The sequence below is a fragment of the Myroides gitamensis genome, assembly GCF_029894455.1.
GTDB classification, from domain to species: Bacteria; Bacteroidota; Bacteroidia; order Flavobacteriales; family Flavobacteriaceae; genus Flavobacterium; species Flavobacterium odoratum.
In genome coordinates this window covers 344,671-360,442 of the sequence record NZ_JARYHN010000001.1, presented here as the reverse complement: position 1 = coordinate 360,442, position 15,772 = coordinate 344,671, and the positions used below count along the sequence as shown (strand labels likewise).

Annotated in this window: 15 protein-coding genes, 1 other RNA gene and 1 pseudogene; 5 read left to right on the top strand and 12 right to left on the bottom strand. The window is 36.0% G+C overall.

The genetic code is table 11. The annotated features are described in order from the left end of the window. Positions 1-54: 54 nt before the first annotated feature. Entirely contained in the window at positions 55-846 is a 792-nt protein-coding gene (locus M2306_RS01715; RefSeq protein WP_259190937.1) for a DUF3822 family protein, read from the top strand. Next, on the top strand, positions 843-1,418 hold the full coding sequence (locus M2306_RS01710) for an RsmD family RNA methyltransferase (protein ID WP_259190938.1): 576 nt from the start codon (positions 843-845) through the stop codon (positions 1,416-1,418). Before M2306_RS01715 ends, M2306_RS01710 begins: the two co-directional genes overlap by 4 nt. Before the next feature lie 53 nt (positions 1,419-1,471). Here M2306_RS01710 and rnpB read toward each other — a convergent pair. Then, positions 1,472-1,787: RNase P RNA component class A (gene rnpB / locus M2306_RS01705), an RNA gene on the bottom strand. 64 nt (positions 1,788-1,851) lie between these two features. After that, positions 1,852-2,691, bottom strand: coding sequence for a 1,4-dihydroxy-2-naphthoyl-CoA synthase (locus M2306_RS01700; protein ID WP_115091071.1), 840 nt, complete (start codon positions 2,689-2,691; stop codon positions 1,852-1,854). 262 nt (positions 2,692-2,953) lie between these two features. Here M2306_RS01700 and M2306_RS01695 point away from each other — a divergent pair, with 262 nt between their 5' ends. Next, positions 2,954-4,138 (top strand): serine hydrolase domain-containing protein, encoded by a 1,185-nt coding sequence (locus M2306_RS01695; RefSeq protein WP_259190939.1) that lies wholly within the window; start codon positions 2,954-2,956, stop codon positions 4,136-4,138. Between the two features lie 675 nt (positions 4,139-4,813). Here M2306_RS01695 and M2306_RS01690 read toward each other — a convergent pair. The 7 genes and pseudogenes from M2306_RS01690 to ettA form a co-directional block, all read right to left on the bottom strand. Further along, a complete protein-coding gene (locus M2306_RS01690) occupies positions 4,814-5,497 on the bottom strand; it encodes a potassium channel family protein (protein ID WP_259190940.1) in 684 nt (227 codons plus the stop codon). A 13-nt stretch (positions 5,498-5,510) separates the two neighbouring features. Further along, the gene (locus M2306_RS01685; RefSeq protein WP_259190941.1) at positions 5,511-7,301 is read right to left on the bottom strand and encodes a TrkH family potassium uptake protein; all 1,791 of its coding nucleotides are present in this window, start codon (positions 7,299-7,301) and stop codon (positions 5,511-5,513) included. A 2-nt stretch (positions 7,302-7,303) separates the two neighbouring features. Continuing rightward, entirely contained in the window at positions 7,304-7,678 is a 375-nt protein-coding gene (locus M2306_RS01680) for a DUF3037 domain-containing protein (RefSeq protein ID WP_115091076.1), read from the bottom strand. Beyond that, positions 7,665-8,459 (bottom strand): HipA family kinase, encoded by a 795-nt coding sequence (locus M2306_RS01675; RefSeq protein ID WP_259190942.1) that lies wholly within the window; start codon positions 8,457-8,459, stop codon positions 7,665-7,667. The genes M2306_RS01680 and M2306_RS01675 overlap by 14 nt, the downstream gene beginning before the upstream one ends. 140 nt (positions 8,460-8,599) lie before the next feature. Next, on the bottom strand, positions 8,600-8,998 hold the full coding sequence (locus M2306_RS01670; protein ID WP_115091081.1) for a hypothetical protein: 399 nt from the start codon (positions 8,996-8,998) through the stop codon (positions 8,600-8,602). A 119-nt stretch (positions 8,999-9,117) separates the two neighbouring features. Next, entirely contained in the window at positions 9,118-9,540 is a 423-nt protein-coding gene (locus M2306_RS01665) for a hypothetical protein (RefSeq protein WP_115091083.1), read from the bottom strand. Positions 9,541-9,744: 204 nt separating this feature from the next. Beyond that, a pseudogene (gene ettA, locus M2306_RS01660) lies at positions 9,745-11,434 on the bottom strand (energy-dependent translational throttle protein EttA). Between the two features lie 785 nt (positions 11,435-12,219). On the opposite strand from ettA, the gene M2306_RS01655 reads away from it, so the two are divergent. Next, complete coding sequence (locus M2306_RS01655) at positions 12,220-13,419, top strand: hypothetical protein (RefSeq protein ID WP_115091088.1); 1,200 nt, start codon at positions 12,220-12,222, stop codon at positions 13,417-13,419. A gap of 63 nt (positions 13,420-13,482) precedes the next feature. Here M2306_RS01655 and M2306_RS01650 read toward each other — a convergent pair whose 3' ends face one another. Beyond that, on the bottom strand, positions 13,483-13,974 hold the full coding sequence (locus M2306_RS01650) for a hypothetical protein (RefSeq protein ID WP_002986658.1): 492 nt from the start codon (positions 13,972-13,974) through the stop codon (positions 13,483-13,485). 200 nt (positions 13,975-14,174) lie between these two features. Here M2306_RS01650 and M2306_RS01645 point away from each other — a divergent pair, with 200 nt between their 5' ends. Continuing rightward, complete coding sequence (locus M2306_RS01645) at positions 14,175-14,363, top strand: hypothetical protein (RefSeq protein WP_115091092.1); 189 nt, start codon at positions 14,175-14,177, stop codon at positions 14,361-14,363. A 180-nt stretch (positions 14,364-14,543) separates the two neighbouring features. Here the strand turns inward: M2306_RS01645 and M2306_RS01640 are convergent, their stop codons facing one another. Both M2306_RS01640 and holA read right to left on the bottom strand, forming a co-directional pair. Then, a complete protein-coding gene (locus tag M2306_RS01640) occupies positions 14,544-14,732 on the bottom strand; it encodes a CAL67264 family membrane protein (RefSeq protein WP_002986661.1) in 189 nt (62 codons plus the stop codon). A gap of 10 nt (positions 14,733-14,742) precedes the next feature. Then, on the bottom strand, positions 14,743-15,747 hold the full coding sequence (gene holA, locus M2306_RS01635; protein WP_115091094.1) for a DNA polymerase III subunit delta: 1,005 nt from the start codon (positions 15,745-15,747) through the stop codon (positions 14,743-14,745). Positions 15,748-15,772 lie beyond the last annotated feature (25 nt).

Sequence of the window (15,772 nt, the reverse complement as noted above, 5' to 3'; positions counted from 1 at the left end):
AAATTGTTTAAATTTGTCTCTCGCATTCGCAGTTAGAAATTTAGTGCAAAAACGATGGAGCAAAGCTTAAACAAACTTATCATTCAGGTATCCCTTCAGAAATTTACGTTTATCATTCAAGAAATTGAATCGAAACAAATTCACCATTTTACTTCGGAAGGGTTCAACCAAAATAGACCAATTGAAGATCAGTTGCACAGCCTCTTTGCTAAACATGAAATTTTATCTACTCCTTTCGAGGATATTTTAGTTTTACACGATAGCAACCTCAATACGTTTGTGCCAACTGCCTTATTTGACGAGCAGGCATTAGGATCATATTTACAATACAACACCAAAGTATTTTCTACTGATTTTTTTGCTTTTGATGAATTATCAGCTAAAAACATCAACAATGTGTATATTCCCTATGTACAGATCAACAATGTTTTGTTAGATCAACTTGGGACATTTACGTATCAACATATTAATACCGCTTTAGTTGATCGCGTCTTAGATCTTTCAGCGAACAATAAAGGAATCGAAGTATATGCCTACGTGCAAAAAGATCACTTCAAACTCATCGTTGTACAAGAAGGGCAATTAATTTTATTCAACTCCTTCTTATATAACACAGCACAAGATTTTATCTACTACCTATTATTCGTATATGAACAGCTCAAACTGGATGCAGAAACGGTTCCTTTGAAGCTGTTAAGTCGTATCGAAAAAGACGACAGCTTGTTTGAACAAGCCTATACGTACATTCGACACGTAGAAATTTTGGAGGAACAAGCAACTATTGCCCCTTCCCTCCTCTTACATTATCAAGTACCCAAACAACATTATATTTTATTCCATCTATGAGAATTATTTCAGGAAAATTAAAAGGAAGAAAACTAAGTCCACCTAAAAACTTACCTGTTCGCCCAACTACAGACATGAGTAAAGAAGCTTTGTTTAATATTTTAAACAATCACTTCAATTTCTCTGAGCTACAAGTCTTAGACTTATTTTCAGGCACAGGAAGTATTAGCTACGAGTTTGCTTCAAGAGGCGTGGAAAATATTGTCAGCATTGATGCTGATTACGGTTGTGTCAACTTTATTAAGAAAACAGCAAAGGATTTTGATTTAAATATCGTTCCTTATAAATCGGATGTATTCAAATTTCTTGAAAAACACCAAGGAACCTATGACATTATTTTTGCTGACCCCCCTTATGATTTCACGCAAGAGCAATTTGAAAAAATTGTAACAGATATTTTAAACAATAACCTCTTAGATGAAGAGGGAATGTTAGTGGTCGAGCACTCTAAATTCACAAAATTAGAACACCTCCCTCATTTTTCTTTTGAAAAGAACTACGGAGGATCTGTCTTTACTTTTTTTGAATACGCATCGGAAGAAGAGGACGAAGATACAAACGAAGAAGAATAAAAAAAATCCACACCTAGGTGTGGATTTTTTTTATTCTTATACATTGATTTAAAAATAAATGCAGATCTATAAGCCGGATTCTGTATGCACCGAAATGCACCCTTATCATTTATCCAGGCCATCAATTACTCAATGGCTCCATCTGCCTACCCCTAAAGCATCGGGCGAGCAGCCCTCGAACGCTAAATATACATGGCATTTCACCGTATAGAGTTTACCTGATTTCACTACAGCATTACCTGTACATCCTTTCTGTTGCACTTGTCCTCACGGATTGCTCCGCGGATGGGTGTTACCCACTATACCGCTCTATGGTGTCCAGACTTTCCTCTCGTTTATTGCTAAACCAGCGATAAGGCGATCTGCATAAGATTGCAAAAGTACAGCTTTCCGCGAAAAGGCGAACAAACTATTTACTTTATTTTTATCTCTATTATGGAATCCATTTCTTAGGGAAATTCGGCTTGCGTTTTTCTAAGAATGCATTGCGTCCTTCAATCGCTTCTTCTGTCATATAAGCTAAACGGGTAGCTTCTCCAGCAAATACTTGCTGTCCTACCATACCGTCATCTGTCAAGTTCATCGCAAATTTCAACATCTTAATAGAAGTTGGTGATTTCGCTAATACTTCTTGCGCCCATTCATACGCTGTATTTTCTAACTCAGCATGTGGAATTACCGCATTAACCATCCCCATTTCAAAAGCTTCTTGAGCAGAATAGTTTCTTCCTAAAAAGAAAATCTCTCTCGCTTTTTTCTGTCCAACCATTTTAGCTAAATACGCTGAACCATAACCACCATCAAAACTAGTTACATCTGCATCTGTTTGTTTAAAAATAGCATGTTCTTTACTCGCTAAGGTCATATCACAAACTACATGTAAACTATGTCCTCCACCAACAGCCCATCCAGGTACTACAGCAATTACCACTTTAGGCATAAAGCGAATTAAACGCTGCACCTCTAATATATTCAAACGGTGCATTCCATCTTCTCCTACATATCCTTGGTGTCCTCTCGCTTTTTGGTCTCCACCACTACAAAAAGAATACACACCATCTTTTGGTGAAGGCCCTTCTGCAGAAAGCAATACAACGCCAATAGAAGTATCTTCTTGCGCATCGTAAAAAGCGCGGTACAACTCACTTGTTGTTTTAGGTCTAAAAGCATTTCGAACTTCTGGTCGATTAAACGCAATACGAGCTACTCCATCACACTTTTTATAGGTAATGTCTTCAAACTCGATCGCCGTTTTCCATTCTATTTTACTCATATCTTTTACTATTTGTGAGTAAAATTACTGCTTTTTTACTTCATATCTAAACAAAGACCAAGAGAATCCACTCCTTCAACTTATCCGTAGAAGTAAATCACCAATCTTGCATTTATCGTTTTAAAAAAGAAGATGGATTGCGTACTTCCTATTTTTTTTATGTGTAAATTGAAAGTTTAATGAGATTTTCCTTTGATATTCGATAACTTTTACTAATTTGGTTTTTTCTTAAAAAAAAATCCCTACAAAGACAGCAAGACTAATGAATACCAAACTCGCAATCTCTTTAGTTAGCTTATTAGCTTTCGCTTCTTGCAAACAGCAACAAGAAGCTACTATGGATTTAGCCTTGAATATGCCCATCATCAAAGAACATAATGTCTTTGTTGATAAGCCTTATGAAACTTCATTTCAAGAACTAAAACCAGAGTATATCCTTGAAAAAGGACAACAAATCGAAGATTTCTACAATCAATATATCAAGAAAAGTGGTTATACAGGAAGTTTTTTAGTAGCACAAAACGGTAAAATTTTATATGAAAACTATTCCGGTTATGCGAATAAAAGACAAAATGAAGCCATTACCGAAACCACACCTATTCACGTAGCCTCTGTGGGTAAAGTAGTTACAGCGATAACTATTTTGCGCTTGGTACAAGAGGATCTATTGAGCTTAGATCAACCTGTTTCAGAAATTATCGAAGGTTTTCCTTATGAAAATATTACGGTGCGTACTTTACTAAGTCACCGCAGTGGTTTAAAATATTATGGCTACTACCCAAACAAATGGACCAGCCAAAATGTAATTACCAATGATCAAGTCCTGGAAGTAATCAACAGTAAAACTGTTGCATTGGATTTCAAACCCAACACGCGTTTTACTTATAGCAATACCAATTATGTTGTTCTTGCTTCCATTGCTGAAAAAGTAACAGGTAAAAAGTTTAAACAAGTGGTTCGCGATTTAATCTTTGATCCACTAGAAATGAACCACAGCTTTGTCTTTGATGATATTACACACAAAAATGAAGTAACCCAATCGTATAATTCAAATTACCGCGAAATGCATTGGGATTATATGGATGGTACCTATGGGGATAAAAATATTTATACCACCCCAAGAGATATGCTCAAATTAGATACAGCGATGTATTCGGATGACTTTTTAAGTGCTGATTTAAAAGAGCAAATGACAAAAGGGTATAGCTTTGAGAGCAAAGGCACACGAAACTATGGCTTAGGTATGCGTTTAATCAAAATGAAGAACGATAAAAACTATACCTACCACAACGGTTGGTGGAGAGGAAATACATCTTCTTATATTCGCTTAGCTGATTCTAATGCTTGTATCATTCTCTTTTCAAACAAGTATTCGAAATTAACGTATAAGACAATCGATTTATCTCATTATTTAGGAGATTATTCTGTCGGAAATGTAGAGTTGTAATGTAAATTACAACTCTTTTTTTTATTTAATCGATAAATCTTACGACTTCACAAACCAATTGGAGAGAGGAAAAGGGAAAGAAGTAAATTTTCAATTAAAGACGATTTGCAAAAAAACAATAGTCCACAGCATGGTATGAGCGCGCAATGCGACCCTTCGTGCCTCAAGGAGACATACAGAGCAGAGCACTTGATTAGAGTATTGCTTTTTCGCTTTTTTGCTAGAAGCTTTTTTGATGATTTCTTCGGGTAAAGAAGAATGTCTCATCATTATGGGTTAGGAGAAGATGTAGGTCGTTTTTTTGTGAAGTTGTAGGGTGTATCAATTAAAGACGATTTGCAAAAAAGCCTCTCGCATTATCTCATAACTTATATGATAGGTAGATCGCTTTTTTGTTTTTTGTGAAGTTGTTGGGTTTATCGATTAAAGACGATTTGCAAAAAAGCCTCTCGCATTATCTCATAACTTATATGATAGGTAGATCGCTTTTTTGTTTTTTTGTGAAGTTGTAGGCTTTATCGATTAAAGACGATTTGCAAAAAAGCCTCTCGCATTATCTCATAACTTATATGATAGGTAGATCGCTTTTTTGTTTTTTGTGAAGTTGTTGGGTTTATCGATTAAAGACGATTTGCAAAAAAGCAAACCTCATCGCCTCACAAAAAACAAACCTCACTAATCATTCAATATGCGCTTAATATCTTTATTATCGCCATATAATACCATGATATCTCCTTTGTGTAAAACCGTATCATAAGAAGCGATGCCTTGTACCTCGTGAGTTTTTCGTTGTGCACCAAAGAAATTGCGTTCTTCTCTCACCTTCAACGTAGTTAATACAACTAAGTTATAATTGGTTCTAAAGCCTATTTCCCCAAGTGTTTTATTGGCAAAACGATCTGAAATTGTAATTTCAACAATACTATAACGTCCGTTAATTTCATACGAATCGACCACCCCTTTGATACATAATTTCTTCGCCCAACGTTCTGCTGTTTCTTCTTCTGGATGTACAATCTCATCAACGCCAATCGCCTGTAATACATTTTCATGTAAAGGTGTAATCGCACGACTAATTAAACGCTTGACATTTAAATTCTTTAAAACTGCAGTAGTCATAATATTAGCCCCTTGATCTTCTCCAATGGCAACAATAACGATATCTGTATTAGCCAAAGGTAAACCTGCAACTAAATACTGATCCGTTGAATCCAAACAAATCGTATGCGATACTTTGTCTTTATTTGCATCGACGCGAGCCATATTTTTATCAACTCCGATGACTTCATTTCCTTGTTCGGTTAACTTTTGAGCCAAAGAAGCACCAAAATTTCCTAAACCGATAATTATATATTTCATCCTAACTTTCCTATTAGTTAATCAAAATTTCTTCTGTTGGATACCTGTAATTGGTTATCGTTTCTTTTTTGCTAATTGCAATTAAAATTGTCAAGATACTCACGCGTCCTACAAACATCAACATGATGAGTGTTACTTTACTAGGGTCTGCTAATTTTGCTGTAATACCTGTACTCAATCCCGCTGTACTATAGGCTGAAAATGCTTCATAAGCCAAACGCACAATATCGATTTTAGGCTCAAAAAAAGTCAAAGCAAATAGTGCAATTCCGATACTAAACAACGATAAAAAAATGATGGCAAATGCGCGTCTTACAGCAGACTCATCTACTTCTCTACGGTTGACTTCGATTCTCGTTTTCCCTTTCATCAACGTCCATATATTCAATAACGCAATAGCAAATGTCGTCGTTTTAATCCCCCCTCCTGTAGAAATAGGAGACGCTCCAATCCACATCAAAAGCATCAGAATTAAAAACGTAGGTACAGTAAACAAATTATTATCTACCGAAGCAAACCCAGCAGTACGCGGCGAAGTAGCAGTAAAAAAGGCCACTATCACTTTTCCGATACCGTGATGCTCAGATAAGGTATTGTTATATTCCAACAAATAAACCAAAAGCGTTCCTCCTACAATTAATCCCGCTGTTGTGATAAGAATAATCTTTGTGCTCAAATTAATTACGCGAGGTACATATACACTTGCTTCCTTCAAACTAAAAGGAAGTATTCGGTTTACAATAAGGTGTTTGACGTATTTATACACATTATAGACGATGGGAAAGCCCAAACCACCCATAATAAATAAACCAGCGATAATTAATTGCAACGGATAGTTGAATCGATATTCTAGAGTATATAAGTTTTCAGGTAAAGTAGAGAATCCCGCATTACAAAAAGCGGAAACTCCGTGAAAAATAGCGAAGAATATTCGCTCGTAAATAGAATCAAATACTTGATTTCGAATGCTAATAAAAATGGCAATCATTCCAATCAATTGGATAATTCCAGAGATAATCATAATGCGTTTCAAGGTTCCAAAAACATCCCCTAACTTATCAATAGACGACACATCTTTTAAAACCAATTGATTCCCATACGATGCTTTTCCTCTAAAGAAATAGCTGAAATAACTCGCAATAGTCATGATTCCCAATCCTCCACATTCCATTAAAAAGATCATCACCGTCTTCCCGAAAAGGGTAAACTGGCTTCCTATATCAACGGTTGATAATCCCGTAACACATACAGCACTTGTAGCGGTAAATAGTGCATCGATATAGCGCAAACTCCCTGGTGTAACTGTAGCCTTTGGAAAAGACAGCATAAAGGCCCCAATGAAAATAATCAGCAAAAAACTGACGATAAACAACTGAGGAGGTGTTAGTTTTGTTTTCTTCAAGTTGAGCTGCAACATAGAAAACTCACGCACAAGCATGATAAATACTGCAAAGAAAATAACCGCATTACTATCAAAAAAACGAATAGTATGCTCGGGTTGCCAACGAACAACGACCAGCGTTAAAAATAAAAGCACGCTAAAAACATCGAAGATCTTGACTCCTAAACTAGGGAATTTCTTTTTCTGAAAAGCACTGTAATACCGGTAAATAATAATCACCATACCAAAAGTCAAACACACATTGTACAAATGGTGTAAATGGCTGTGATAATCATTCAACGTATTGAAGCCTAAATCAAAAATCAGGACAAATAAAGAAATAAAACTAAGCAAGAACGGCAAGCGAACTAAAAAGTACTTTATTTTATTCACAACGACATCCTTGAGGTAAAATAACGGCATAGCTACAAGACTAGTTCTTCAAAAAGTTGATTAAACGTTTGTTCTGCATCTGCGGTTAAACCACAATGAGTAGGCGAAACTTGAATACACGAGCTCTTTGTTGCGGCTAGCCATCTAAAACGTTCAGCAGCATCAAATCCCGTTATAGGGCTTGCCTTTGCTTCCGCTTGTGCAATAGCGATAAACGCTTGGATGTGTTTTTCTAAAACATCCAGATCGATTTCTGTAGCAAAACAAGCTAACTTTTCACGGTTTAAAAAATACTGCCCACGCAGTGCTCTTTTTTGTTTGCAAAAAAGCAAAAGTCCAATGTTAATGAACTCTCCACGTTCCACACGAGGAACGAATCGAATCACTGCATACTCATATACCAACATGACGTGCCTTTTTTGCTTCATTAACAAATAGCGATGCATGATCGCGTCTTAGCTGTAAAAACTGATAATAAACAGCTCTTATTTCTTCTGGATTTAACTCCGATTCTTCCCAAGTTAACCAATCTACTGGAATCTGCTGTACCACTTCTTGTAAGACCTCATCCGTTAAGATACGAGTAAACACTTCGTTTACTTCATCTAGTTGGGATGCTTTACCCAACAACACATGATCCTTAATCAGGGCGAAAGGAGTCAAAGCACTTTTTTCCCAATTGGTAAAAGAATGATGAAAATAAAAAGAAGCACCATGGTCAATCAGCCATAATTCTTTATGCCAAACCAACATATTGGTATTGCGAAACGTACGGTCGACATTCGTGATAAAAGCATCCAACCAAACCACCTGAGAAGCCAATTTTTCATCTACTTCATAGGCTTGTGGATCAAATGTCAAAGCCCCTGATAGAAAATGTAGCCCCAAGTTCAGCCCTTGACTAAACTTTAATAAGTCTTGTATTTCCTCATCTGCTTCTGTTCTACCGAATGCTTCATCTAAAGTTGCAAAAACTAATTCAGGCACGGGCAAACCTAAAGTCTTAGCCAATAGTCCGCCTAATAATTCTGCAATTAAAGCCTTTACACCATGTCCAGCCCCGCGGAACTTAATGACATATTTAAAGCCATCATCCGCATCTGCTAAGGCAGGTAAAGATCCTCCTTCTCTCAAAGGAGTGACATAACGTGTAACCACTACACTTCTTAAATCAAATGATTTATTCATCAATTTATGTTCTTATTTAGTCAAAAGAATTGCTCCCTTAAAAGTAAACTTTCTGATAGGTTTTACCAAACCCTAAATCTACTAAAAGGAAAAAGGGATAAAATCCCTTCTTTTATTCTTTTATACGCTATTATTCAGTCTTATTTCATTGTTATTTTGGCATTTGTCAAGATTTTTCTCAATACCCCTTGTTGCTCTTTTGTCTTCAAGTTGAAAATCTCTCTTACCTTGCCATTGTTCAATTTCACCACAGCTTTTGTAGCTAAACCTTTAGGCATTTTCACATACTTAATTGCTACTTTATCTATTTGTTCGGCTGCAGTTTTAGTAAGAAAATTCTTATAAACTAAAAACAAAAACACCGCAGCGATAATACAAAAAACGTAATCCATTTCTTTTGGACTCTCCCAATTCGCCATAAATAAGCGCACTAAAGACATCGCCAAAATAACAGCAGACATCAATCGAGAAGAGGTTAACCTTCCTTTGTAATTATCCTGAATAATCAGTTGTTTAGTCTCATTATTAAATGATAGCATAAGTATATTTTTTGATTGTATTCAATCCTACAAAGGTAAGTATTAAACTTTGAAATTGCTCTTTTTTAACCTTTTCACAAGAGATTCTCACAGAAAAATGACCAAATTTTTCTGCCCTGCTACTGCTTGGAAAAAATAGCATCAAAAACAGTAAGTGGTGCATCATCACTTTGTCCTAACAATTGCTTCAATACCGGGGCATATCCCTGGTATAATGCAGCATATTCAAAAACAATTTGCTTGTTTTTCATGATATACCCATCGTAAAAACACGTGTGTAGCTGTCCGATTTTATTGATTACACCTACTTTCAGATAGGGATGCTTCCGACTAAAAGAAGTGATTTTATCCTCCAAGAACAACACCGAAATATCAAAATTCGTCCAACATATTTCATCAAGATTGACAGATAACAACAGTAAAGAATCATCTTTATGCACGACATAATCCATCGTTGCAAAAGGAAATAAAGCACTCAATTCAGCGGTAAAAGCTTGTTTATTCTCGGCATGTAGCGCTATAATAACATAAAGGATTTCCATAGACTTACTTCTTTTATTTAAAGTTAAGCGGTAAAAATGTTAATTCCTTATTTTTAACCTTACGAAATAGTTATTAATTTATTATGTAAGTGAAGATTATGAACTATGGATAAAATTTATCTTGAGGTAAAAAGAATAGTATAAAAATAAAAAGGGATGGTTTACGATTGCAAACCATCCCTTTTTTATCGTAGAAATATCGAATTATCGAACTAATTTTTTGTATCTCAAACGCGTTGGAGCAACATCTCCTAAACGTTTCTTACGGTTTTCTTCATATTCAGAGAAAGATCCTTCAAAGAAGTACACTTGTGAATCTCCTTCAAATGCCAAAATATGTGTACAAATACGGTCTAAGAACCAACGGTCGTGGGAAATCACTACTGCACATCCGGCAAAATTATCCAACCCTTCTTCTAATGCACGTAGTGTATTAACGTCCAAGTCATTCGTAGGCTCATCCAGTAACAACACGTTTCCTTCTTCTTTCAACGTCATAGCTAAGTGCAAGCGGTTACGCTCCCCACCAGATAACGTAGCTACTTTTTTATTCTGATCAGATCCTGCGAAGTTAAAGCGACTTAAATACGCTCTTGAATTCACTTGGCGACCTCCCATCATCATCAATTCTTGTCCATCACAGAAATTTTCCCAAATTGATTTTTCAGGATCAATATTAGAATGTGACTGATCGACATAAGCAATCTTCACAGTATCTCCAATAGCAAATGTTCCAGCATCTGGTGTTTGTTCTCCCATAATCATGCGGAAAATAGTTGATTTACCAGCACCATTCGGTCCAATAATCCCAACGATACCCGCTTGAGGCAACGTAAAGTTTAAGTTGTCATAAAGCAACTTATCTCCAAAAGCTTTTGCAACGCCTTTAGCTTCGATTACATTCGTACCTAGACGAGGTCCATTTGGAATGTAAATCTCTAATTTTTCTTCTAGTTGTTTTTGATCTTCATTCAACAACTTATCGTAGTTCTGTAACCTTGCTTTTTGTTTCGTTTGACGACCTTTTGCTCCTTGACGAACCCAATCCAACTCGCGCTCTAACGTTTTACGGCGTTTAGATGCAGTTTTCTCTTCTTGTTCTAAGCGTTTTGCTTTTTGATCTAACCAAGAAGAATAGTTTCCTTTCCATGGAATACCCTCTCCTCTATCTAATTCTAAAATCCATCCTGCAACATTATCCAAGAAATAACGGTCGTGCGTTACAGCAATAACTGTTCCTTCATATTGTTGTAAGTGTTGCTCTAACCAATGCACAGATTCTGCATCCAAGTGGTTGGTAGGCTCATCCAATAATAATACGTCTGGATTTTGCAACAATAAACGACATAAAGCCACACGGCGACGCTCTCCTCCTGATAACACTTTAATTTGGTGTATCTGGATCTGGCGTACGCAAAGCGTCCATCGCGATTTCTAATTTAGTTTCCAGCTCCCATCCACCTACTGCATCAATCTTATCTTGTAGTACAGCCTGTCTGTCCATGAGTTTCTGCATCTTATCAGCATCCTCATACACCTCTGGCAAACCGAACATATCGTTAATCTGATTAAATTCATCGAGAACAGCTACAACTTCTGCAGCACCTTCTCTAACAATTTCGATTACCGTTTTCTCTTCATCTAATTCTGGTTCTTGCTCTAAATACCCCACAGTAAACCCTGGCGCAAATACAACATCCCCTTGGTAATTCTTATCAACACCAGCAATAATCTTCAATAATGAAGATTTACCTGAACCGTTAAGACCCAAAATACCAATTTTAGCCCCATAAAAGAAGCTCAAATAAATGTCTTTTAAAACTGTTTTGTTTGTTGATGAGTACGTCTTACTCACCTTCGACATGGAAAAAATTACCTTTTTATCGTCTGACATAAAGTAAAAAATTGATTGAATAATGATGTAATGCTCTTGTTATCACTCACCCTGAGTACGAACAATAGCATCGAATACCCCAAAAATACACATTATTACGGAGATAAGAAATAATTTTCAATAGGGCGAAAAGAATATCTTGTTCTTTCTTGTGGTGAGGCGATGAGGGGGTGAGACGGTGAGGTAAGGCGATGAGAGGGTGAGGTGGTAGGCGGTGAGGTCGTGAGGCGATGAGAGGCAAAATCCCGTAGTGGCAAATGGCAATTTGCCAAGTAACAAGATAAATTATGGAAACAACGGATCTATTTCCAGACGAGTTTTTCAAACAGTTTACAATTAAAATCCCGTAGTGGCAAATGGCAATTTGCCAACTAACAAGATAAATTATGGAAACAAAGGATCTATTTCCAGACGAGTTTTTCAAACGGTTTACAATTAAAATCCCGTAGTGGCAAATGGCAATTTGCCAACTAACAAGATAAATTATGGAAACAAAGGATCTATTTCCAGACGAGTTTTTCAAACAGTAATACCCTTTAATCGAGAAATCTTACGACTTCACAAAGAGCAAACAACAAACCTCACCCTCTCACCGTCACACCACCTCATCTCCCCCGCCTCCCCTTTTTTACCACTGCTTCACGTACACTTTTTTTCTTCAACCAGACGAAAATCAAAACAAGCAACTGATAAACAACAGCATACAACGCTATATTATTTTATCAATATTTAATCTAAATAAAAATAAGTTGTATTACATTTGCCCCATCATTAAATAATCAATTATGTTTACCAAAAAATTCACCAATTTCGCAGTGATTTTACTGCTTAGCGTTTTTGTTTTCGGTTGCAGTAGTGACGACTCAACAACAGAAGAACTAACCTTAACACTTGAAGCGAGTACTAAAAACATTTTACTAGGAGAAGACGTTTCTTTTGTTGTATTAGACAACAAGGGGAAAGCAATCACAGACGCTACCATTCTAGTTGACAACAAAGCTATTGTAGGATATACGTATAAAGCACCAGCCGCGGCGATATACCAAGTAGTAGCAACGAAACAAAACTACCAAAGCAGTGCTCCTATTAGCATCACTGTTGCAGAAGAAACGTTAACCATTAAAGCCAATAAAGAAGTAGCTAAGGTTAATGATACTATCACATTCTCTGCTCTTAATAGCGAGCAAAAAGACATAACAACCAAGGTGATTTTTTACGTTAATGCTAAACCAATTGAAGGTAATACTTACACCGTTAAAGTAACAGACGTCCCACATCTTAAAGTTTACGCAGCGCGAACAAACATTAAATCCAATGAAATTGCCATTCAAATAGAGCAAGAACAACACGATCTAGCGCAACTAATCCGTGGAAAATGGAAGTTAGAGAATGCAGCTTCACACGATATCATCTATAATTTTTATGCTGATGATACGTTCAACTTTGTATACTTCGGTACGTTAATGCAAGGAGAATACAGAATACTTGGAGATAAAGTGCACTTAGATGTGATTTCCTCTGGTATGAAAATGACAGATTATTCTATTATTGAAGTTAAAAAGTACATTTCTACTAATGAATTGAATGTACTATTAACCGTATCTGGTATCCATGAACAAGGACAAGCTGGTCGTTTAATCCGCCAAAAAGAAGATGTTACCCTAGATGTACAACAAATGATTGGTACTTGGAAAGCAGAGCTCAATGGGCAAAAAGTCTTTACCATTACATTTAATGACAACGGTTCATGTTCCGTAATCCAAGCAGAAAATGCAACAGGAATTGCAAATATGGAAACCGTACAGTACATGAGTAAATACGAAAAATACTCCGCTAATACGCTTATTTTAGAAAACCGTAACGGTGCCTATACGTATTACTTAACAGTTGAGGAATTTCTCCATGCAAATGAAATCAAAGCGACATTATTTGAATATGTTTTATTCCCTCAGAAATCAAGTGCATTGATTTTGAAAAAAATGTAAGTTGATTCTAATCTATTTCTAAAAAAGAAGCTCATTTGTAGCTTCTTTTTTTTACCCCTATTTTTAATTAAAAACCAGCCAGATAGACACCACACAAAACAACATAAAGCCCGTAAACAAAACATAGTTTTGATACTGATTGACGGTCAAAGGTTCAGTACCCGAGAGTTTGATCAATCCAATAATCGTTGAAAAAGTCAATACAACAATCAAAACGAGACTAAATCCATTAAATCCAGAGGACAAAAGTGAGGAGTAATCGCGTTTTTCCGTTTTCACACGGACCACTTGTTTATACAAAGTCGTTCGACTTAAAACAACAACATCTTCTTTGACAAAATCTTGCTCTAACGAAAACTCCGTTCCCTTATCGGTATAAAAATGATAGCCGGTAACAGTGTCGCTTTTGCCTTGTTTGATGAGGCTATAGGCCACTATTGTTTCCTCAGACTCCTGATAGGGAAACAAGAATAAATCGACAAAAACCATACTGACTGCAAAGAGAATGGCGACCAATCCCCAAACTACGTATCTTCTATTTTTAATATCAAACATGATTATACCCCAACTGGAGAGTTAAACGCGTCTTTCTTTTCATTGCTCAAATCTTAAAAACGGTTAAATCAACTCCTTTTATACAATTGAAAATCCACTATATGTTAAAGTTTTTAAAAATAGTAATTAATCGTTCAAAAACACCCAAAATAATCGATTTTTTATTTGTATATTTAAAGTAATAAAAACACAGAAATTGTATGGAAAGATTTTTTAGAACGATCCGTTTTAAAGACCTACAAGAGCAGGATGTTGATACAAACCAATCTGTAGGCGAAAACTTAAACTATCCACTAGGTGAGGCTGATATGCCAGCTGGACTGTACGTAGATTTAGAAGAGGAAGAAATAGATTATTACGATGAGTACGCAGAGCACCTTGGAATTTAAGCACATAGGATCTTGTAACTGATTATTCGTTTTTGACAAAAAAACAACAATCAATTACAAGATTTTTTATTTTTAACTATTTTCTTCTTTTTAACTAGCTTTTGTAGTTTTAATTCAAGCTAGACCGTATAGTACGCTTTCTTATTTTTTGACGTTGAATGAAACATCAGTCAAAAAAACTTATACGCGTCCTTTTAAGGCATTAAATACCCAAGCGATGGCCAAGAAGCCAACTCCAACAGCTGCAAACCCCCATCCTGCTATTTCGTAGTATTTTAATGTTCCTAGGGCAATTAATACAATTCCCATCAAAATCATAATTAAGGTTGCATACCCTAATATTTTATTCTTATTCAAGTTATTCGCCATTTCCTTTGTTTTAATTAAAGATTTTCATCAACATTTCTTTCAACAAATCACCTTGTGGCAATTGTGCTGCTCCAACTCCTTTTCCTTTTAAATCTACCTCTTTTAAGTGAGCAATAATTTGGCTTACTCTCCTCATTGGATATGTTTTAAAACCCAATTCGTAATCTTTTATTGCGTACTGTACGATTTTTAACTGTCTCATCGCATTCTGCGGTGACTTATCTTGCAGTCCATGATACAATAGCAACTTAGAGAAATAGGCATAAACAATACCAATCGTTACGACAAATGGATTATTTTTCGGGTTTTGTGCAAAGTGGTTAGCTATCTTATAAGCTTGTAATTGATTTCGATCGACAATCGCTTTCATCAATTCAAAATTATTATAATCCTTACTGATACCAATATTCTTTTCGATTACCTCAGCTGTAATAGGCTGTCCTTTAGGTAAAACAATAGTCAATTTATCTAATTCTTTGACAATTTTAGATAGGTCGTTCCCCAAAAACTCAATCAGCATCGCGGCTGATTTAGGATCAATACTATACCCGCGTTTAGCCACGGTTTGCTGCAACCACCCTTCTAATTTATAATCCTTCAAGCGATTACTTTCAAAAAGCACGGCGTGTTTTTGTAGGCTTTTATATAATTTTTTACGCTTGTCAATTGTTTTATACTTATAGCAAAATACCAATACAGTTGAAGGTTGCGGTTGATTGACATAATCATCCAACTGTTCAATAGTCTTGGCCAAATCCTGAGCTTCTTTTACAATGATCACTTGCTTTTCCGCCATCAAAGGAAAGCGCTTTGCATTCGATACAATATCTTGAATGGTAACATCTCTCCCGTAAAGTATCATCTGATTAAATCCTTTTTCTTCTTCAGTCAAGACATTACTTTCGATATAATCCGCAACATTATCAATGTAATAAGGTTCATCTCCCATCAAAAAATACACAGGGGCAATGGTCTTATTCTTAATATTCTTTACGATTTCTTTGAGTTGTTCCAAAATATAATTTACTTAAAATTGTACT